The organism is Georhizobium sp. MAB10 (assembly GCF_045012825.1).
Classification (GTDB): domain Bacteria; phylum Pseudomonadota; class Alphaproteobacteria; order Rhizobiales; family Rhizobiaceae; genus Georhizobium; species Georhizobium profundi.
In genome coordinates, this window is sequence record NZ_CP118314.1 from 2,183,794 (window position 1) to 2,203,270 (window position 19,477).

The 19,477-nt window shown below is 63.6% G+C and carries 20 protein-coding genes; 12 read left to right on the plus strand and 8 right to left on the minus strand.

Translation table 11 applies throughout. From position 1 onward, the window contains the following. Position 1: 1 nt before the first annotated feature. Both PU133_RS10185 and cobS read right to left on the minus strand, forming a co-directional pair. Positions 2 to 283 (minus strand): DUF1289 domain-containing protein, encoded by a 282-nt coding sequence (locus PU133_RS10185; protein ID WP_404861637.1) that lies wholly within the window; start codon positions 281 to 283, stop codon positions 2 to 4. Between the two features lie 9 nt (positions 284 to 292). Continuing rightward, complete coding sequence (gene cobS, locus PU133_RS10190; RefSeq protein WP_404861638.1) at positions 293 to 1,069, minus strand: adenosylcobinamide-GDP ribazoletransferase; 777 nt, start codon at positions 1,067 to 1,069, stop codon at positions 293 to 295. A gap of 209 nt (positions 1,070 to 1,278) precedes the next feature. Between cobS and cobT the strand changes: the two genes are divergently transcribed. The 6 genes from cobT (at position 1,279) to PU133_RS10220 (ending at position 6,565) form a co-directional block, all read left to right on the plus strand. After that, a complete protein-coding gene (cobT, locus tag PU133_RS10195) occupies positions 1,279 to 2,301 on the plus strand; it encodes a nicotinate-nucleotide--dimethylbenzimidazole phosphoribosyltransferase (protein ID WP_404861639.1) in 1,023 nt (340 codons plus the stop codon). Positions 2,302 to 2,501: 200 nt separating this feature from the next. Continuing rightward, positions 2,502 to 2,840 (plus strand): GFA family protein, encoded by a 339-nt coding sequence (locus PU133_RS10200; protein ID WP_404861640.1) that lies wholly within the window; start codon positions 2,502 to 2,504, stop codon positions 2,838 to 2,840. Between the two features lie 81 nt (positions 2,841 to 2,921). Further along, positions 2,922 to 3,731, plus strand: coding sequence for a DODA-type extradiol aromatic ring-opening family dioxygenase (locus PU133_RS10205; RefSeq protein ID WP_404861641.1), 810 nt, complete (start codon positions 2,922 to 2,924; stop codon positions 3,729 to 3,731). 100 nt (positions 3,732 to 3,831) lie between these two features. Then, positions 3,832 to 4,182: a diacylglycerol kinase gene (locus PU133_RS10210; RefSeq protein ID WP_126010030.1), complete on the plus strand. Its 351-nt coding sequence runs from the start codon at positions 3,832 to 3,834 to the stop codon at positions 4,180 to 4,182. Positions 4,183 to 4,189: 7 nt separating this feature from the next. Then, the gene (locus PU133_RS10215; RefSeq protein ID WP_404861642.1) at positions 4,190 to 4,771 is read left to right on the plus strand and encodes a hemerythrin domain-containing protein; all 582 of its coding nucleotides are present in this window, start codon (positions 4,190 to 4,192) and stop codon (positions 4,769 to 4,771) included. 120 nt (positions 4,772 to 4,891) lie between these two features. Beyond that, the gene (locus tag PU133_RS10220; RefSeq protein ID WP_404861643.1) at positions 4,892 to 6,565 is read left to right on the plus strand and encodes an NAD+ synthase; all 1,674 of its coding nucleotides are present in this window, start codon (positions 4,892 to 4,894) and stop codon (positions 6,563 to 6,565) included. Here the strand turns inward: PU133_RS10220 and PU133_RS10225 are convergent, their stop codons facing one another. From PU133_RS10225 to PU133_RS10235, 3 genes are read right to left on the minus strand one after another with little or no spacing between them, the layout of a single operon-like run. Next, the gene (locus PU133_RS10225; protein ID WP_404861644.1) at positions 6,566 to 7,456 is read right to left on the minus strand and encodes a DMT family transporter; all 891 of its coding nucleotides are present in this window, start codon (positions 7,454 to 7,456) and stop codon (positions 6,566 to 6,568) included. A 35-nt stretch (positions 7,457 to 7,491) separates the two neighbouring features. After that, positions 7,492 to 8,253: an ABC transporter permease gene (locus PU133_RS10230; protein ID WP_126010034.1), complete on the minus strand. Its 762-nt coding sequence runs from the start codon at positions 8,251 to 8,253 to the stop codon at positions 7,492 to 7,494. Next, positions 8,250 to 9,176 (minus strand): ABC transporter ATP-binding protein, encoded by a 927-nt coding sequence (locus tag PU133_RS10235; RefSeq protein WP_404861645.1) that lies wholly within the window; start codon positions 9,174 to 9,176, stop codon positions 8,250 to 8,252. Before PU133_RS10235 ends, PU133_RS10230 begins: the two co-directional genes overlap by 4 nt. Positions 9,177 to 9,601: 425 nt before the next feature. Here PU133_RS10235 and rpsU point away from each other — a divergent pair, with 425 nt between their 5' ends. After that, positions 9,602 to 9,832 (plus strand): 30S ribosomal protein S21, encoded by a 231-nt coding sequence (gene rpsU / locus PU133_RS10240; RefSeq protein ID WP_126010036.1) that lies wholly within the window; start codon positions 9,602 to 9,604, stop codon positions 9,830 to 9,832. A 328-nt stretch (positions 9,833 to 10,160) separates the two neighbouring features. Beyond that, a complete protein-coding gene (gltX, locus tag PU133_RS10245) occupies positions 10,161 to 11,540 on the plus strand; it encodes a glutamate--tRNA ligase (RefSeq protein ID WP_404864500.1) in 1,380 nt (459 codons plus the stop codon). Here the strand turns inward: gltX and PU133_RS10250 are convergent. Further along, positions 11,458 to 12,177, minus strand: a complete 720-nt coding sequence (locus PU133_RS10250; RefSeq protein ID WP_404861646.1) for a hypothetical protein — start codon at positions 12,175 to 12,177, stop codon at positions 11,458 to 11,460. The genes gltX and PU133_RS10250 overlap by 83 nt on opposite strands. A 160-nt stretch (positions 12,178 to 12,337) precedes the next feature. Next, a complete protein-coding gene (locus PU133_RS10255) occupies positions 12,338 to 14,659 on the minus strand; it encodes an NADP-dependent malic enzyme (RefSeq protein ID WP_404861647.1) in 2,322 nt (773 codons plus the stop codon). A gap of 201 nt (positions 14,660 to 14,860) precedes the next feature. On the opposite strand from PU133_RS10255, the gene PU133_RS10260 reads away from it, so the two are divergent. Continuing rightward, on the plus strand, positions 14,861 to 15,706 hold the full coding sequence (locus PU133_RS10260; RefSeq protein ID WP_404861648.1) for a UDP-2,3-diacylglucosamine diphosphatase: 846 nt from the start codon (positions 14,861 to 14,863) through the stop codon (positions 15,704 to 15,706). A gap of 8 nt (positions 15,707 to 15,714) precedes the next feature. Here PU133_RS10260 and PU133_RS10265 read toward each other — a convergent pair whose 3' ends face one another. Beyond that, positions 15,715 to 15,915: a hypothetical protein gene (locus tag PU133_RS10265; protein WP_404861649.1), complete on the minus strand. Its 201-nt coding sequence runs from the start codon at positions 15,913 to 15,915 to the stop codon at positions 15,715 to 15,717. 173 nt (positions 15,916 to 16,088) lie between these two features. Here PU133_RS10265 and PU133_RS10270 point away from each other — a divergent pair, with 173 nt between their 5' ends. The 3 genes from PU133_RS10270 (at position 16,089) to PU133_RS10280 (ending at position 19,470) form a co-directional block, all read left to right on the plus strand. Further along, positions 16,089 to 17,270, plus strand: coding sequence for an MFS transporter (locus PU133_RS10270; protein WP_404861650.1), 1,182 nt, complete (start codon positions 16,089 to 16,091; stop codon positions 17,268 to 17,270). A 202-nt stretch (positions 17,271 to 17,472) separates the two neighbouring features. Beyond that, positions 17,473 to 18,606 (plus strand): ABC transporter permease, encoded by a 1,134-nt coding sequence (locus tag PU133_RS10275; protein WP_404864501.1) that lies wholly within the window; start codon positions 17,473 to 17,475, stop codon positions 18,604 to 18,606. A 9-nt stretch (positions 18,607 to 18,615) separates the two neighbouring features. After that, positions 18,616 to 19,470, plus strand: a complete 855-nt coding sequence (locus tag PU133_RS10280; RefSeq protein WP_404861651.1) for an ABC transporter ATP-binding protein — start codon at positions 18,616 to 18,618, stop codon at positions 19,468 to 19,470. Positions 19,471 to 19,477: the final 7 nt, after the last annotated feature.

The window sequence follows — 19,477 nt, forward strand, 5'->3', positions numbered from 1 at the left end:
GTCAGCCTTCGCCGCGTTCAAGCGCGAGGCGCTGGCGCTTCGTCACGCGGCGCGGCTTGCGCTCGATCTTGTCCAGGCGGGCCGGCAGCTCATCCATGATCGCACGGCGTTCGGCGGCGGAATAGACGAGCCAATTGGTGATTTCGGCACTGGAGCGGCCGCAACCGAAGCAGTGGCCGGTCGACCGATCAATCGAGCAGACGAGGATGCAGGGGCTTTCGACGGTCACTGGGCAGCGCTCACGGGGCGGGCGGGTCTCTCTGTTCAGGTCGTTCAGGTTCATATCGTTTGCCTAGAGGCAAAGGGCAAGGCCGGCGAGGAGCGCGACTTCCACCAGTTGCTGCGTGGCCCCGATCGTATCGCCCGTGGCGCCGCCGAGGCGGGTGCGGGTGCGGCCGGTGAAGACAAAGAACGCGGCGAGGGCGCAGGCGAGCGCGACGAGGGCCGCGATGGGTCCGGCCGCGATGGGCAACAGCGGCAGCGCGATGAGCACACCGAGAAAGAGCGCGAGGCGGGCGGATTTCGGCGCGGGGCGCCCCATGGACACGGCCAACCCATCGCTGCGCGCCGGCGGCAGCATGTGCCAGTGCCACACCATGGCTGCGCGGCTTGCGGTGGCGATGGCGATAAGTGCCAACGCGAGCGCTTCGGGTGGCAGGATGACGACGAGGGTCGCAAGCGCTGCGACTCGGACGAGGAGCGTCATGACGAGCGCGACGACGCCGAAAACACCGGTGCGGCTGTCCTTCATGATGGCGAGCGCGCGTTCCCGGTCGCGGCCGGCACCGAGCCCGTCGGCAGTATCGGCAAGACCATCCTCATGCAGCGCGCCGGTGATCATAAGTTGAAGCCCGACGATTAGCGATGCGGCGAGGAAGGGCGGCGCGACAATGATGGCAAGCGCCGCAGCGATGAGCGCGACGGGAAGCGCGATGACCGCGCCGGCGATCGGGAAGGCCCGCACGGTGCGCGAGAGGCTGTGATCATCGCCATGGAAATGGCGCGCCGGGACCGGAAGGCGGCTCAGAAAGGCAATCGACCGGGCGATGTCGTCGATGAAGGCGCGCATGGGGATATCGACCGTGCTCCTGGCAGCTTTGGCCGGCGCCCTTGAGAGGATGGGGCTTCCGAGCCGTTTTCGCGTTTTTGGACGGTGAACCGATATCCACATTGCCTTCAACGCATTCGTCAGTTGTGGCGAAGGCCGGATGCTTTTACCAGTGGCGCCGACTGTTGTTCCAAGGCCTCGTGCATCAGGCGAGGCGATAGAGGTTTGCCATGCCCGCCAATGCCACCGGACTGCCCTTCGACGATTTTCGCACACTTCTGGCCAATCTGCCGGGCGCCGATCGGGCCGCCGTGGAGGCGGTGCGCGCGCGCGACGGCGAACTGACCAAGCCGCGTGGATCGCTCGGGCGGATGGAAGCGCTGGCGGAATGGCTGGCGGCCTGGACCGGCCGCGCGCCCGCGGTCAACCGGCCGCTCGTGGCCGTTTTCGCAGGCAATCACGGTGTAACGGAGGAGGGCGTTTCGCCGTTCCCGAGCGACGTGACGGCGCAAATGGTCTCGAATTTCGCCGCGGGTGGAGCGGCGATCAACCAGATCTGCGTCGCCTACGATCTCGGCCTCAAGGTGTTCGATCTGGCGCTGGAAGTGCCGACGGGCAACATCACGAAGGAAGCCGCGATGGACGAGCGCACCTGCGCGGCGACCATGGCCTTCGGCATGGAGGCGATCGCCGGCGGCACGGACCTGCTCTGCATCGGCGAAATGGGCATCGGCAACACGACCATCGCGGCCGCCATGTGCCACGGGCTTTTTGGCGGAGAGGCGGAGGATTGGGTGGGGCCGGGCACGGGCGCGGAAGGCGACGTGCTGGCCCGCAAGATCGAGGCGGTAAAGGCGGCTGTCGCGCTGCACAAGGCACATCTTTCCGACCCGCTCGAGGTGCTGCGCCGGCTCGGCGGACGCGAGATCGCCGCGATGGCGGGTGCCATTCTGGCGGCACGGGTGGAGCGCATCCCCGTCATCATCGATGGCTATGTGGCGACCGCGGCCGCCGCCGTTCTGCACAAGGCAAACCCGGCCGCGCTCGACCACTGCCTGATCGGCCACGTTTCGGCCGAGCCCGGCCATGCGCGCGTGATCGCAAAGCTCGACAAGACGCCGCTGCTGGCGATGGGCATGCGGCTTGGCGAAGGCACGGGCGCGGCACTCGCCGCCGGCATCGTCAAGGCCGCCGCGCTCTGCCATTCGGGCATGGCGACGTTTGCGCAGGCTGGGGTCAGCGGGAAGGAGTGAAGTGTAACGCTGTACGACGATGAGGTCGGCGCTGAGGATGGGGCGGATGTCGGTGTTGGAGCTTCACTGTCAAGCCACGGAGCCTATGCATCGTCACGGCTAAAGTGGCAGGCGAGGAGCATGCGATAGTGACGACCAGGGTAGGCGGATGCCTGTGTGGGGCGGTGCGGTACAGTGTCGTGAGCGATGAGGCCCGTCCGATGCGGGGGATCTTTGCCTGTCATTGCGTCGAATGCCGCCGGCAGTCCGGGCATTATGTGGCGGCCACTGCGGCGAGCGAGGACGCCTTGACGGTGACGGGCGGCGACAATCTGACGTGGTTTGCGGCGTCACCGGAGGCCAAGCGCGGGTTCTGCAGGATTTGCGGGTCGCTTCTGTTCTGGAAAGCGGACGGGCGTTCGTCGACCTCGATCATGGCGGGTAGCCTGGACGGGGCCACCGGGCTTATGATCGATCGTCATATCTTTGCGGCTGAAAAAGGCGATTATTACACGATCGACGATGACCGCCCGGTCTATGAGGATGCGGGGCCGTCCTGAAATAGCGAACAGTGCGTGGCTGTTTCCGCATCTTATGTGAACAATGAGCGTCGATTATCTTCCTTACAAAAGGAGGGTCATATGACCGTTTTTCCAAGTCTCTTCATCTCGCATGGATCGCCCGACACGGCGATTGCAGATACTGCGGCTGCTGCCTTCATGCGCCGGTTCGCAGAGACGATGCCGAAGCCGAAGGCGATCGTAGTAGCGAGCGCGCATTTCGAAGTGGGCGGCGGTGTTGCCGTATCCGCCGATGCGAAGCCTGAGACGATCCACGATTTCGGCGGCTTCGACCGCGCGCTTTATGAAATCCACTACGATGCCCCGGGTGCGCCGGCGCTTGCCGAAGACATTGCGGCCGAGCTGACGGCGGCCGGCTTTCGCGCGCAGGCCGTGCACGGCCGCGGCTTCGACCACGGCACGTGGGTGCCGCTCAGCCTGATCTATCCGGATGCCGACATTCCCGTCGTGCAGATCTCGGTCGATCCGACCAAGGATGCGGCATACCACATCGCGCTTGGCCAGGCTTTGGCGGGTCTGCGCGAGCGGGACGTTCTCGTGATCGGGTCAGGCTCGTTCACCCACAATCTCGGCGAAGCGTTCAAGCTGCTGCGGACCGGCCAGCGGCAGGCGCCGGTGCCGGGCTGGGTCGAGGATTTCGTGACGTGGATGGACGATCGGATCCGGGCAGGCGACATCGAGGCTCTCAAGCGCTGGCGGCAGCAGGCGCCGTTTGCGGTGGAGAATCACCCGACGGACGAGCACCTGATGCCGCTCTTCGTCGCGATCGGCGCGGCGATCGGCAGGGAGACGCGTCGGTTCGATGCGCAAGCGCTGCACTCGAGCCAGGAATTCGGCGTGCTTTCGATGGATGCCTACGCATTTCATTGAAGATTGATCCTCGCACTCTAAAGTCTCCGGCGAAGGTCGGATGCCGCTCGATCCCTAGTGCGGAAATGGCCGGATCGATCACTGGCGTGCGAGGATTTCCATGAAGCGGCTGTTCTATGCCTTTCGCCATTCTCTGGCGGGCATTCGCTATGCGGCGGCGCATGAAGCCTCTTTCAGGCAGGAACTGATCCTGTTCTTTGCGGCGCTGCCGGTCGCGGTACTCGTCAGCGACAGTCTCGTCATGCTGCTGGCGCTGATGGGAGCGATCGTCTTCATGATGATCGTTGAACTGCTGAACACGGCGGTGGAGGCGGTTTGCAACGGGCTGTCGCGCGACTACATGGAAGAGATCAAGATCGCCAAGGACTGCGGATCCGCCGCCGTTCTGTTCTCCGTGCTTTCGGCCGGCACCGTTTGGCTGAGCGCGCTTTACCTCAGATTTTTGGCTTGATGACCCGATGACACCCGATCTCACGCTATTTGCACGTGCCGGCCTGCCCGACGACCTGAAGCTGCTTCTTGCAAAATATCCGCGTGAAAGCTGGGGCCGGGATCATACGATCGGTCAGATGGGATCGTTCTGGCTGCAGCGCCACGACATGTTTCGCGAGCTTGGTTCCGGCCTGGTGACCGCGACGCATGAGCTGCGCGAGGGCCACATGGAGGCAGGGGCTTTCGCCGGCTGGTTCGTGCCGCGCATCAATTTCTTCCTGTCGCAGCTCGAAGGGCACCACCAGATCGAGGACCAGCATTATTTTCCGGTGTTCGCGGCGGCTGAATCCCGGCTGAAGCACGGCTTCGACCTGCTCGACGAAGACCATCACGTCATCCACGATCTGCTTGCCGCGAATGCACAATCGGCCCGCGGTTTCCTCGGTGGGCTGCAATCGGGTGGCGATGCGCTGAAGCGAGGCAGCGAGGACTATGCCAGGAACGCCGAGCAATTGCTCAAAGGCCTGCTCAGGCACCTGGAAGACGAGGAAGATCTGATCATTCCGCTGATGCTGGATCGCGGCGAAGACGCACTCGGGGTCTCGTGATCAAATTGGTCTCGGCGGAAGTTTGCCATGCCGTCGCAGACCATCATTTCGATTTGGCGGAACCGTCCTGCATCCGCTAGAAAGCGGCAGCGACTTTAAAGTGCCCAGAACAGGTTCCGTATGACGTCCCGTCCCGACCGACTGAAGATTGCCGTCGTCCAGCTCAATCCGATCGTCGGTGATGTGGCCGGCAATCTGGAAAAGGCGCGGGGTGCGCGGCGTGAGGCAGGAGCCCAAGGCGCCGATCTCGTTTTCTTCACCGAGCTGTTCATTGCCGGCTATCCGCCGGAAGATCTGGTATTGAAGCCGGCGTTTCTAGCGGCGTGCGCGCAGGCCGTCGAGGCGCTGGCTGGCGATACCGCCGATGGCGGGCCTGGGGTCGTGATCGGCTATCCGCGCGTCGACGACCATGGGCGCTACAATTCCATTGCCGTGCTGGATGGTGGCCGGGTGATTGCGACGCGCGACAAGGTGGACCTGCCGAATTACGGCGAGTTCGACGAGAAGCGGGTGTTCCAGGCGGGGCCGATGCCAGGACCGGTGGGTTTTCGCGGCGTGCGGATCGGCATTCCGATCTGCGAGGACATCTGGGGCGAACTTTCCGTCTGCGAGACGCTGGCGGAAAGCGGCGCGGAGATGATCCTCGTGCCCAACGGCTCGCCCTATTATCGCGGCAAGATGGATGTGCGCCAGCAGGTGGTGATCCGCCAGGTGATCGAGAGCGGGCTGCCGGTGCTTTATGCCAACCAGGTGGGCGGGCAGGACGAACTCGTCTTCGATGGCGGCTCCTTTGCGATCAATGCCGACAAGCGGCTTGCGTTTCAGCTGGGCCAGTTCGAGGAAACGGTGGCGCTGACCGAATGGGTTCGCGAAGGCGATGAATGGCGCTGCGCGGTGGGACCGGTCGCGCCGTTGCCGGACAGGATGGAGGCGGACTACACCGCCTGCATGGTCGGCCTGCGCGACTATGTGGAGAAGAACGGGTTCAAGCAGGTCGTGCTGGGCCTGTCCGGCGGGATCGACTCGGCGATCTGCACGGCGCTTGCCGTCGATGCGCTCGGCCATGAGCGCGTGCGCACCGTGATGCTGCCCTATCGCTACACGGCGGAAAGCTCGCTGACGGATGCCGAGGCCTGCGCCAAGGCGCTGAACACGCGCTACGACGTGGTGCCGATCGCCGAGCCGGTGGAAGGGTTTACGGCCGCGCTCGAAAGCGTTTTCGAAGGCACGGAAGAGGGTATCACGGAAGAAAACCTGCAGAGCCGGACGCGCGGCGTGATCCTGATGGCGCTTTCCAACAAATTCGGCTCGATGGTGGTGACGACGGGCAACAAGTCGGAGATGTCGGTCGGCTACGCCACGCTTTACGGCGACATGAATGGCGGGTTCAACCCGATCAAGGACCTCTACAAGACCGAGGTCTACCAGCTGTCGCGCTGGCGCAATTCCCACAAGCCCAAGGGCGCGCGCGGACCCTCGGGCGAGGTGATCCCGGTCTCGACCATCGACAAGGCGCCATCGGCCGAATTGCGCGAAAACCAGACGGACCAGGATTCGCTGCCGGACTACGCCGTGCTCGACGACATTCTGGAGTGCCTGGTGGAAGGCGAGATGGCGACGGAGACGATCGTCGCGCGCGGCCATGACGAGGCGCTCGTCCACCGTATCGAGCACCTGCTCTATATCGCCGAATACAAGCGCCGGCAGTCGGCGCCCGGCGTGAAGATCACGCGCAAGAATTTCGGTCGCGACCGGCGCTACCCAATCACCAACCGGTTTCGCGACAGGGGCTGATCACGCCTCGGCCTTTTGCGCTCGGGTCGTCATGGCGACGCCGGCGGCGATGATCAGGGCGCCGATCCAGGTGAGCAGCGAATAGCGCTCGCCGAGGAAGACGACACCGGCGAAGAGGCCGACGGCGGCGGCGACGTAGCCGATCTGGCTGAGATAGACCGGGCCGCCGACCGATTGCAGGCGGAAGAAGAAGATGAACATCGCCGAGGCGCTCGCAACCTGCGCCGCGACCACAAGCGGGATCGTGCCGAGAACCGGCAGGGCGGCGATGTCGCCGGTGACGAGCAGTCCAACCAGAAGAACGAGCGCGGCGGCGAGGTGGCTGCCGGCTGCGAGCTCGATCGGGCCGGCATCCTTCGGCCAATCGATCGTCCGGTAGATGTTGCCGGCGGCGAGGCTGACGGGGATCAGGAGGCCGATCGCGACCCAGAACAGGCTTGCGGGCTCATTCGCTTCGCCGCGCGTGATGGCGACGAGGAGCGCGCCGACGAAGCCGACGGCGATGCCCGCCATTCCGAGCCCGTTCGGCTTGCGCACGCGGAGCAGGATGGAGAGCAGAAGCGTCAGCACCGGCGAGAGCGTGAACATGATGCCCGTGTAGCCCGCGCCGAGATGGGGGACTGCGGAAAACATCAGGAGGTTCGGGATTGCGTAGGAGATGACGGCGGCGAGGAAGAAGTAGCGCAGTTTCGCGGCGCCCAGACCGACGCGCCCGCCACGGGCGAGGAGACCGGCGAGGAGCAGCGTGCCGGCGCCGAACGAGATGACGAAGGACCACAGAAGCGGCGGGGCTCCCGCGAGCGTCGCGACCTTGCCGAGCGGCGGCGTTGCACCGAGCAGGAGCCCGGTGACGACGAGGAGGCCGAAGACGGATCGCCAGAGTGCGGTCATCGGAGGTTCGCTTCAGCGCTTCAGAATGAGGCGCATCAGCTCTTCAACTGGTAGCCGGTCTTGAAGATCCACCAGACGACGGAGAGGGCTGCGACCAGGAAGAAGAGGATGGCGGCAACCGACCAGACGAGGCTGACGTCGGAGACTTCGAAGAAAGACCAGCGGAAGCCCGAGATCAGGTAGAGAACCGGGTTGAACAGCGTCACGTTCTGCCAGAATGGCGGCAGCATATCGATCGAGTAGAACGAGCCGCCGAGGAAGACGAGCGGCGTGATCACGAGCAGCGGTACGAGCTGCAGCTTCTCGAAATTGTCGGCCCAAATGCCGATGATGAAGCCGATCAGCGAGAAGGTGAAGGCGGTGAGCAGCAGGAACGCGATCATCCAGAACGGGTGCGCGATGCGCAGATCCACGAAAAGCGCGGCGGTGGCGAGGATGATGACGCCGAGGATGATCGACTTCGTCGCGCCGGCACCGACATAGCCGAGTACGATCTCGAAGAACGAGACCGGTGCCGACAAGAGTTCGTAGATCGTGCCGGTGAATTTGGGGAAATAGATGCCGAAGGCCGCGGCCGAGACGCTTTGCTGGAGGAGGGTCAGCATGATGAGGCCCGGCACGATGAAGGCGCCATAGGAGACGCCGCCGACTGTTTCGATGCGCGAACCGATGGCCGCGCCGAAGACGACGAAATAGAGCGAGGTGGAGATGACCGGCGAGATGATGCTCTGGAGCACCGTGCGCTTCCAGCGGTTCATCTCGAACATGTAGATGGATTTGACGGCCTGGAAATTCACTGCTGTTCCTTCACGAGGCTGACGAAAATGTCTTCGAGCGAGCTCTGATGGGTATCCAGATCGCGGACGCGAATGCCGGCCTGCTGAAGATCGGCGAGCAGGGCGGTGATGCGGGTGCGTTCGCCCTGGCGGTCGAAGGTGTAGACGAGAGTGCGGCCCTCGTCGTTCAGCTCCAGATTATAAGTGGCGAGACTTTCCGGCACCGAGGCCAGCGGCTCGCGCACCTCGAGCTTCAGCTGCTTGACGCCGAGCTTGCGCATCAGCTCCGCCTTGCGCTCGACGAGAAGGAGCCGCCCTTGCGAGATGATGCCGATGCGGTCGGCCATCTCCTCGGCTTCTTCGATGTAGTGGGTGGTGAGGATGATCGTGACGCCGGATTCGCGCAGTTTGCGGATGACCTCCCACATGTCCTTGCGCAGCGAGACGTCGACGCCAGCGGTCGGTTCATCGAGGAAGAGGATGTCCGGCTCGTGCGACAGGGCCTTGGCGATCAGCACGCGGCGCTTCATGCCGCCCGAGAGTTCGCGCAGCTTGTTGTCGCGCTTGTCGTAGAGCGAGAGGTCCTTGAGGATCTTCTCGATATAGGTCGGGTTCGGTGCCTTGCCGAAAAGGCCGCGTGTGAACGAGACGGTGTCGAAGACCGATTCAAACTGATCGGTCGTCAGTTCCTGGGGCACGAGGCCGATCATGGAGCGGGCGGCGCGATAGTCGCGCACGATGTCGTGGCCGCCGACGGTGACGGCGCCATTGCTCGCATTGACGATGCCGCAGATGATCGAAATCAGCGTCGTCTTGCCCGCGCCATTGGGGCCGAGCAGCGCGAAAATCTCGCCGCGAGCAATCTCGAGATCGATGCCCTTGAGGGCCTCGAAACCGGAATCGTATTTCTTGGAAAGGCGGGAGACGGCAATGATCGGCTGCATGCGGCGCAATTTATGCTCAAACCATGCGAATGCAATGTGCCACCAGCGAAAAGCATGTGTTTGACGATGCGAAGGTACTGGCATCCGCGAAAGGGCTGGACCGGATGATGATGAGCGCCGCCGCGCCATTGAATTGCTGAGCCAGCGACCGTATATGGAGACCGATGACGCGCCCGATTCTTGCGGGACGATGGCCGATCATTTCTCGGTCAACCTCATTTGGCCTTCCACGGACGTCCGACCCTCGAAGCGACACTCGTTTCCCTTGTCGGCGCCGCCCGGACATTTCGGGCCCTGTCACAGCGACAGGTCGGCGTTTCTTCAACGCCTCGTCGGGCCAAGAACTCAACGGGAATGCCCTGGGCTATGCCAGGACTTCCAAGATAGCCGGTATCCGCGACGGCGGGATCGGGATTGGAGCACCATTGCAAGTACTTGTCAGAGACAACAACGTCGAGCAGGCCATGCGTGCGCTGAAGAAGAAGCTGCAGCGCGAAGGTCTTTTCCGCGAGATGAAGCAGCGCCAGGCTTACGAAAAGCCATCCGAGCGCCGGGCCCGCGAAAAGGCACAGGCGATCCGCCGCGTTCGCAAGGCGGCCCGCAAGCAGGCACAGCGCGAAGGCCTGCTGCCGCGCACCGGCGGCGCACGACGCTAGGACTTTTCGGGCGGGGCGCTGCCGTTAACGTTTCGTTAACCATTTGCGCCTTAGCCTGACATATCCGCTGATTTGGTCTTCGCAGCCTGCGGCGGATGACTGAGATTGACGCGCCGTTGCTGACCACGGATGTACTGGCAGCACGGTGCGTGATCTCGACTTTTGAGCGCCTCAGGGGCGTACCCATCGATGGTGGGCCGATCGAACGGGGGAAACCCCGTTTTTTTGTGCCTTGCTGAAGCCGATCGCGGCGTTGTCGCTTCTCTGCCAGCCTTGCGGGCGCGGGCAATCTCGACTAACCGACTTCGCCATGAAGACATTCGAACGTATGCCCGTCGCCGTCCGTTTCGCGCCTTCGCCGACCGGATATATCCATATCGGCAATGCCCGGACCGCGCTCTACAACTGGCTTTACGCCAAGCAGCACGGCGGCGAGTTCATTCTTCGTTTCGACGACACCGACCAAGCGCGTTCCAAGACGGAATACGCCGAGGCGATCGTGCGCGATCTGGAGTGGCTTGGGATCAGGCCCGACCGGATCGAGTACCAGTCGAAGCGCTTTCCGATCTACGACGCGGCGGTGGCCAAGCTGAAGGACGCTGGCCTGCTCTATGCCTGCTACGAGACGGCCGAGGAGCTGGAGCGCAAGCGCAAGCTGCGGCTCGCGCGGCGGCTGCCGCCGGTTTATGGCCGCGACGCGCTGAAGCTTTCGGACGAGGAGCGTGCCGCGCTCGAGGCAGAAGGGCGCACGCCGCACTGGCGCTTCCTGCTGCCGAATTTCGAGAGCGATCCGTTCGAGACGCGGCGCACCGAGATCCATTGGGACGATGTGGTGCGCGGCCACCAGACGGTCGACCTTGCTTCCATGTCGGATCCGGTGCTGGTGCGCGAAGACGGCACCTATCTCTACACGCTGCCGTCGGTCGTCGACGACATCGAGATGGGCATCAGCCATGTGATGCGCGGCGACGACCATGTGACGAACACGGGCGCGCAGATCGCGCTGTTCCACGCGCTGGGCGAAGAGGCGCCGGACTTCGGCCACCACAATCTGCTGACGACTGCGTCCGGCGAGGGGCTATCCAAGCGCACCGGGGCGCTGTCGCTCGGCTCGCTGAGGGAACGCGGGTTCGAGCCCATGGCGGCGGCGTCGCTTGCGATCCTGATCGGATCATCGGAGAGCGTGTCGGCCGTGCGCTCTATGGATGCTCTGCAGGAGCAGTTCGATCCGGCGAACGCATCGAAATCGTCGGCAAAATTCGATCCGGAGGAACTGACGGCGCTCAACAGGACGCTGGTGCATCAGCTGGAGTTTGCGGATGTACAGGACAGGCTTCAAGCGCTCGGCATTGAAGGCGAAAAGGCGGAGACTTTCTGGCAGGTGATCCGCGGCAATCTGGACTTCGTCGCGGATGCCGGTGCCTGGTGGCAGATCGTGACGGGCGGGCCGATGCGAGACGGCGAGGCCGAACTTACTGGCGAGGATCTGGATTTTGCGCGGCAGGCGTTCGATAGCGCGCCAGTCGGCCCATGGGATGGGACGACCTGGAAGCTTTGGACCGATCAGCTGAAGGCGGAAACGGGGCGCAAGGGCAGAAGCCTCTTCATGCCGCTGCGCATCGCGATCACGGGAAGAACGTCGGGACCGGAGATGTCAGATCTATTGCCCCTGATTGGTCCGGAAGGAATTGCGGCCCGACGACCCTGACATTGCGCTCTTGAAGGCGCTCGTCCAGATCGACTAGTTCACGCTTTTCCGTGGGGATGATCGGCTCGGCAACGACCGGTGTAGGCGCTTGCGGCTCTGGGATCGTCAGCGTGGACCGCTGCTCGTTCGATGACGGAGCGGAGGGCGCTGCCGGCATGATTTCGATGACGCTGGAATGGCCGTTCGAGGCGGTGTGGAACTGGCTGTAGCTTGCAGCCTCGCGCACCGGCTCCACCTGGCAGCCATAGGCGGCGAGTTCGGCGCGGATTGCCGACGGGTCCGAGTAGATGACGGATTGGCGCAGGGCGTCACGCTCTTGCTGGAGGAAGGCGATCTCGTTTTCAATGGATGCCGCCTCGGCTTCGAGCGGGCCGCACACATTTCCTTCGCCGCCGCGATAGACCATGACCGAATTGCCGCAGCCGGCATGATGCAGCTCAAGCGCGATCTCGCCGAGTGTCTGCTTCGCCTGCGCAAGGTAGACATCGACGGTGGTGTTGGTCGTCTGGCCGGTCGAGAGCGCCAGATCGTGATGAAGAGCCGCGCAAATGTCGGCGCTTTCGGCAAAGACCGTTGTGGAGGTGGTTAGAACGGCACCGGCCAGCAGCGCCGCAACGCCCGTTGCGATCGGTTTCATTTTTGTACCCGCCTGTCTTGATCCGCCGGTTTTACCGACTGCGGCGATAGCCGCCAAGCGACATCGCGTTTTAGCCTTAATGCGGCAGAGCGGATTTTGTTGCGTCGGATAAAGATCAGGATCCAGCTCGTGCAAAGTTGCCAGCTGGATCCTGTGAGATTCAGTGAGGCTGCGACGCTTCCACGACCGCGAGCGTTGCCATGTTGACCACGCCGCGTGAGGTGACGGACGGCGTGAGGATGTGCGCCGGCTGGGCAGTGCCGAGCAGGATGGGACCGACATGCAGCGCGTCCGTCATCGTCTTTACGACGCCGAGCGTGATGTTGGCGGCATCGAGGTTCGGGAAGACCAGGAGATTGGCCTCGCCGCTGAGGCCGCTGCTCGGCATGACGCGCTGTCGCAGGACTGCGGAAATCGCCGAATCGCCATGCATCTCGCCATCGGCCTCGAGGTCCGGATCGAGCTTGCGGACGAGTTCGGTGGCGCGGCGCATTTTTTCGGCGCTCGCGGAATCGCGCGAGCCGAAGTTCGAATGCGAGACGAGGGCCGCGCGCGGCTCGATGCCGAAACGTCGGATCTCGTTGGCTGCCATGATGGTGGTCTCAGCCAGTTCCTCCGCACTTGGATCGTAGGACACATAGGTGTCGGTGAAGAAGGTGGCGCCGCGCTGCGAGATCAGCAGGCTGAGGGCCGAATAGTCGATGACGCCTTCGCGCTTGCCGATGATCTGGCTGATGTCACGCAGATGGCGGGCGTAGCGGCCTTCCAGTCCGCAGATGAGCGCATCGGCCTCGCTGCGGCGGAGCGCGAGCGCGGCGATCACGGTGGCGTTCGTGCGCACGGTCGTGCGGGCGGCTTCGGGCGTGACGCCCTTGCGGCCGACGAGCGCGAAATATTCGTCGACATAATCTCGGTAGCGCGGATCGTCCTCAGGGTTGATGAGGTCGAAATCGGTGCCGGGACGCACGCGCAGCCCATAGCGCCGCAGACGCACGTCGATGATGGCCGGACGGCCGATGAGGGTTGGGCGCGCAAGGCCTTCTTCCACGAGAACCTGGATGGCGCGCAGCACGCGCTCGTCCTCGCCTTCGGCAAAGATGACGCGCTTCTTTTCCGCGACTTTGGCCGCCGAGAAGACCGGCTTCATGATGAGGCCGGAGCGGAAGACGAAGCGGTTCAGCTCATCCATATAGGCTTCGAAATCGGCGATGGGCCGGCGGGCGACACCGGTTTCGGCGGCGGCCTTGGCGACGGCCGGCGCGATGCGCAGGATGAGACGCGGATCGAAGGGCGAGGGGATGAGATAGTCCGGCCCGAAGACCGGGGTGTCGCCCGAATAGGCGCGGGCGGCGACGTCCGACGGTTCCTCGCGCGCAAGGCCGGCGATGGCGCGCACGGCGGCGAGCTTCATTTCCTCGTTGATCGTACGGGCGCCGCAATCGAGCGCGCCGCGGAAGATGTAGGGGAAGCAAAGCACGTTGTTGACCTGGTTCGGATAGTCCGACCGGCCGGTGCAGATCATCGCGTCCGGCTGGGCGGCGCGCGCTTCGTCCGGCATGATTTCGGGCGTCGGATTGGCGAGCGCCATGATCAGCGGCTTTTCGGCCATGTCGGCCAGCATCTCGGCGTTGAGCACGCCGGCTGCGGAGAGGCCGAGGAAGACATCGGCACCGCTGATCGACTCGATCAGCTTGCGCTTGTCGGACGGCTGCGCGTAGACGGCCTTCCATTCGTCCATCAGCGCGGTGCGGCCCTCATAGACGAGGCCTTCGAGGTCGTGGACCCAGATGTTTTCGCGCCTGGCGCCGAGCGCGACCAGCAGGTTGAGGCATGCGAGGGCTGCGGCACCGGCGCCGGCGGTGACGATCTTGACGTTCTCGATGGACTTGCCGGCGAGCTCAAGGCCGTTGAGGATTGCGGCGGCGACGATGATCGCCGTGCCGTGCTGGTCGTCGTGGAAGACGGGGATGTCCATCTTGTCGCGCAGTTGGCGTTCGACCTCGAAGCACTCCGGCGCCTTGATGTCTTCCAGATTGATGCCGCCGAAGGTGGGCTCGAGCGCGGAAATGACCGTGACCATGCGGTCGACTTCCTGGGCGTCGATCTCGATGTCGAAGACGTCGATGCCGGCGAATTTCTTGAAGAGGACGGCCTTGCCTTCCATGACAGGCTTGGAAGCCAGCGGGCCGATGGCGCCGAGGCCGAGCACGGCGGAGCCGTTGGAGACGACCGCGACGAGGTTCGCGCGGCTCGTATAGTCGGCGGCGCGATCAGGGTTGTCGCGGATGGCGAGGCAGGGTGCCGCCACGCCCGGCGAATAGGCAAGCGCCAGGTCGCGCTGGTTGCCGAGCGGCTTGGTCGCCTGAATCTCGAGCTTACCGGGGCGCGGATAGCGGTGATAAAAGAGCGCGTTCTCGTCGAGATCGCCGGACGCCGGTTTGTTGCGATCCGTCTTGGGTCCGTTCTGATCCTTCAAAGTCATAGCGCGCTCACGTCCTGCCTGCCGAATACAATGGTGCGGGGCGCGCACCGCTTCGCCCGCCCGCGCGATGGTCCGGAGTGTCTTGCGGATAAGTGTCGCCGCTGTCCAGTCTGACGACGATGTTTCCGCCATTTCCGGCCGATGTCATCCAACTGAAACAGGACTCTGATTATCCGTGCGCATGAAGCCAGAGGATGCGACATGTCACAGGACACGAATGAAGCCGCCGTGCGCCGCTTTCGAACGCTCTTCATCTCCGATGTGCATCTTGGTTCGAAGTCGGCCAAGGCGGACCATCTCATCGACTTCCTCCGGTATCATGAGGCCGAGACGATCGTTCTGATCGGCGATATCGTCGATGGGTGGCGGCTGAAGCGCAGCTGGTACTGGCCGCAGGATGCCAACGATGTGGTGCAGAAGCTGTTGCGCAAGGCGCGCAAGGGCACGCGCATCATCTACATCCCCGGTAATCACGACGAGTTCCTGCGCGATTTTCCCGGCATTCACTTCGGCGGGATCGAGGTGAAGACCAACACGATCCACGAGGCGGCCGACGGCAAGCGCTATCTCGTGCTGCATGGCGACGAGTTCGACGTGGTGGTGCGCCATGCCCGCTTCCTCGCCTATCTCGGCGACTGGGCCTATGACGCGGCGCTCGGCATCAACATCGTCCTGAACGTTCTGCGGCGTCGCATCGGCATGCCGTACTGGTCGTTTTCGGCCTGGGCGAAACACCGGGTGAAACAGGCGGTGAACTTCATCGGCGAGTTTCAGAAGGTCGTGGCGGAAGAAGCCCGCCGCCACGAGGTGGATGGCGTGATCTGCGGCCATATCCACCATGCCGCGATCGAGGACATGGACGGGATCACCTATATCAACAGCGGCGATTGGGTGGAGAGCTGCACGGCCATCGGCGAGACGCTCGACGGCGAGATGACGCTGCTTACCTGGCGCGTGCTGATGGCGGAACCTGCACCCTCGGCCACACCGCCTTTGCTTGCGCCACCGCTGACCCCGGTCAAGTTGCGGGAGGTGGAAGCGGCCTGAACGATGGCTCAGCGCAGCTTGCCACTGAAGAAGAGCATGAAGGCCAGGGTTTCGTCCTCAAAGGCTACTTCATTGCGACCGGCCTTCTCTATGCTCGACAAAGCGAGGCGCAGCTTCGCGAGGATGGCCGGATCTGATTGATCGCGGATCGCCACCTTGAGCATGGCGCGGAACTTCATGATCTGAACCTTGTCGTCGTCGGTCGGCACGACGTCGTCCCCCGCCTGTCGCAGGCAATGAAGCAGATCGCCGGATCGAAGGAAACGACGAAGGCGCGCGGCGATGTTTGGCGCTTGGCTCAGCCCGCGGGACTCGTGTAACGGTCGCGCCATCTCATGCGGTGGCTGGCGTTGCGCCGGCAGTCGCTGGCGAAAGGCGGGCGATGCAGGGTGATAAGGCCAGTTCCGGGGCGATCGAGACGGCGCCGCCTGCTTTTGCGCTTCGCGCCGGGGTGGGGTTCTTCGGCACCTTTCTCGCCTTCGGGATCATGCTCCCGTATTTCCCTGTCTGGCTGAAATCGCTGTCGCTCGAAGACTGGCAGATCGGGCTTTTGCTGTCCTTGCCGATGTTCGTTCGCATTTTGACGACGCCGCTGATTGCCGCCTATGCCGACCGCGCGGCCGACCGGGCGCATGTGCTGATCCTGACCGCCTTCCTGTCGATCCTTGTGACGGCGCTGCTTTTCGTCGTGGATGGCTTCTGGATGCTGCTCATCGTCGTGCTGGCGCAGGCGATCGTGGTTGCGCCGCATGTGGTGATCATCGATTCGATCACCATCACCGGGGTGCGGCGGTACCGGACGGATTATGCGCGCGTGCGGCTTTGGGGCTCTGTCGCCTTCGTCGTCGCCAATGTCATCGGCGGCTATGTGATTGCGCGGCAAGGGGCGGGCGCGGTCCTGCCGCTTCTGATCCTTGGCCAGATCACGACCTTCGGGGCGGCGCTGATGGTGCCGCGGGTCGGGCGGCCGCGTCGGCCTTCAGCACTCGCAAGCGGCACTCAGGCCGGGCTGCTCGCCAATCGGCCGTTCGTGGTGATGCTGATCGGCGGGGCCACGATCCATGCCAGCCACGCGATGCTCTACGGGTTCTCGGCCATCTACTGGGGCCAGCTCGGCTATTCGGGAACGGTCATCGGCGCGCTCTGGGCGACGGGTGTTGTCGCGGAAGTTGCGCTGTTCCAGGTGTCGCGTCGGCTGATCGGCCATATCGACGTGACGCGGATCATCGTGGTCGGCGGGCTGATTGCCGCGCTGCGCTGGGCGCTTTTCCCGATCGATCTTGGTGCCGGCTGGTATTTCGCGATGCAGCTTCTGCACGCCGGCAGCTTCTCCGTCGTGTTTCTCGGCATGCAGCGGTTGATCGTGATGCATGTGGGCGAAGAGAAGGAAGCGGGCGCGCAGGGCCTGTTCTTCATGGCGAGCGGTGCGACCATGGCGACGGCTATGGTGCTGTCCGGTTATCTGTTTGACCGATTCGGTGGAACCGCATTTGTTGCAATGGCGTTATTGGCTCTAATCGGCATTGCGTGCCACCTCGCGGGCCGGTCAATGCAGCGTCCATAAGCTCTTGCAGATGCAGGCGGGCAACGCCGGTTTCAAAAAAGACATGAAGGCTGTTCAAACGCCTGTGACCCGGTGTCATGTGCGCGTGACAGTGAAGAATTGAGCGGATAAGGCTTCGCGAATGGTGGATGCTATCGTCAATCCCGGACATGCTGATGACGCAGCCTCGCGCAGTTCTGCGCGCGGCGCGGATACCAGCATCATGGGCAAGGCGCGCCTCGACATTCGCGACGAGGCAGACGGTACCGTGCGGCTGGCGATGTCCGACGACTGGCGCCACCATGGGGTGAAGGAGGTTAACGCCGCCTTAACCGACTTCCAGGCCAACACAAATGCGCGCGCTGTCATCGTCGACATGAGCGCCGTGAGCCAGATGGACACCGCCGGCGCCTGGCTGGTGCGGCGCCTGCAGGCGCAGATGCGAGCCAAGCGCATCGGTTTTTCGGTGGAAGGCGCCGATGAGACCGAAAAGGCGCTTTTGGTGGCCGTGCCGGAAGAGCTGCATGACGGCCGGACGCCGAAGAAGGAAAAGCCGCTTTTCGAGCGCTTCTTCGAGCCGACCGGCAAGGTCGTCTACGCGGTCTATGACGACATCGTCGCGTCCCTGTTCATTCTCGGCTCGGCCGTGCGCGGCGCGCAGGAAAAGCTTGAGAAAAACGCGCGCGTTTCACCGGCCGCGATCGTATCGCAGATCGACCATATGGGCGTGCGCGCCGTTCCGATCATCGCGCTGATGTCGTTCCTGATCGGCGCTATCATCGCGCAGCAGGGCGCGTTCCAGCTGCGCTATTTCGGTGCGGAGCTGTTTGTGGTCGACCTCGTCGGCATTCTGCAGCTGCGCGAGATCGGCGTGCTTTTGACCGCGATCATGATCGCCGGCCGCTCGGGCAGCGCCATCACGGCCGAAATCGGCTCGATGAAAATGCGCGAAGAGGTCGACGCACTGAAAGTGATGGGCCTGAACCCCATCGGCGTGCTGATCTTCCCAAGGCTCGTGGCGCTGACGATCGCGTTGCCGCTTCTAACGGTCATTGCCAATTTCTCCGCCCTTTTTGGTGCCGGCGTCGTCGCCTGGAGCTATTCGGGGATCACGCCTGATACGTTCCTTGCGCGTCTGCAGGAAGCGGCCGACGTATCGACGCTGATCGCCGGGATGATCAAGGCGCCGTTCATGGCGCTGATCATCGGCATCGTCGCTTCGGTGGAAGGCATGAAGGTCGGCGGAAGCGCCGAATCGCTCGGCCGGCACGTCACCGCTGCGGTGGTGAAGGCGATCTTCGTCGTCATCCTGGTCGATGGCCTCTTCGCCATCTTCTACGCCGCAATCGATTTCTGAGGAGCCTCGATGTCCGATACGACAGACATGCAGGCGAAGGATGCGAACGGGGCGAGCCGCAAGACGGTGTTGTCCGTGCGTGGCGTCAATGTTTCCTTCGGCAGCAACACGGTGCTGAAGGATCTCGATCTCGACGTCTATCGCGGTGAAATCCTGGGCTTCATCGGGCCTTCGGGCACGGGCAAGTCGGTGCTCATGCGCACCGTGCTGAAGCTTCTGCCGCGCCAGAGCGGCAAGGTCTGGATCCTCGGGCACGATTACGAGAACGTGTCGGACGCCGAACGCATGGCGCTCGACATGCGGCTCGGCGTGCTGTTCCAGCAGGGGGCGCTGTTTTCGTCGCTGACGGTGCGCGAGAACATCCAGGTGCCGATGCGGGAATATCTCGATCTGCCGCAATCGCTGATGGACGAACTCACCATGCTCAAGATCGAGATGGTGGGCCTCGCGCCGCAGGCGGCGGACCGGTATCCGTCGGAGCTTTCGGGCGGGATGATCAAGCGCGCGGCGTTGGCGCGGGCCTTGGCACTCGATCCGGATCTCGTCTTTCTGGACGAGCCCACATCGGGCCTCGACCCGATCGGTGCGGCGGAATTCGACGAACTGATCGCGCGCCTGCGCGATACGCTGGGTCTCACCGTCTATATGGTGACCCACGACCTCGACAGCCTGTTTTCCGTTTGCGACCGCATTGCGGTGCTGGGGGACAAGAAGGTCAAGGCGCAGGGCACGATCGAAGAGATGCTGGCCTTCGACGACGAATGGATCCAGTCCTATTTCCACGGCAAGCGGGCGCGCTCGATCGTCCGCAATGACGGACAGCCGAACCGAGCCGGCGCCGATGCCGGAACGATGAACGGATAGAAGCAGT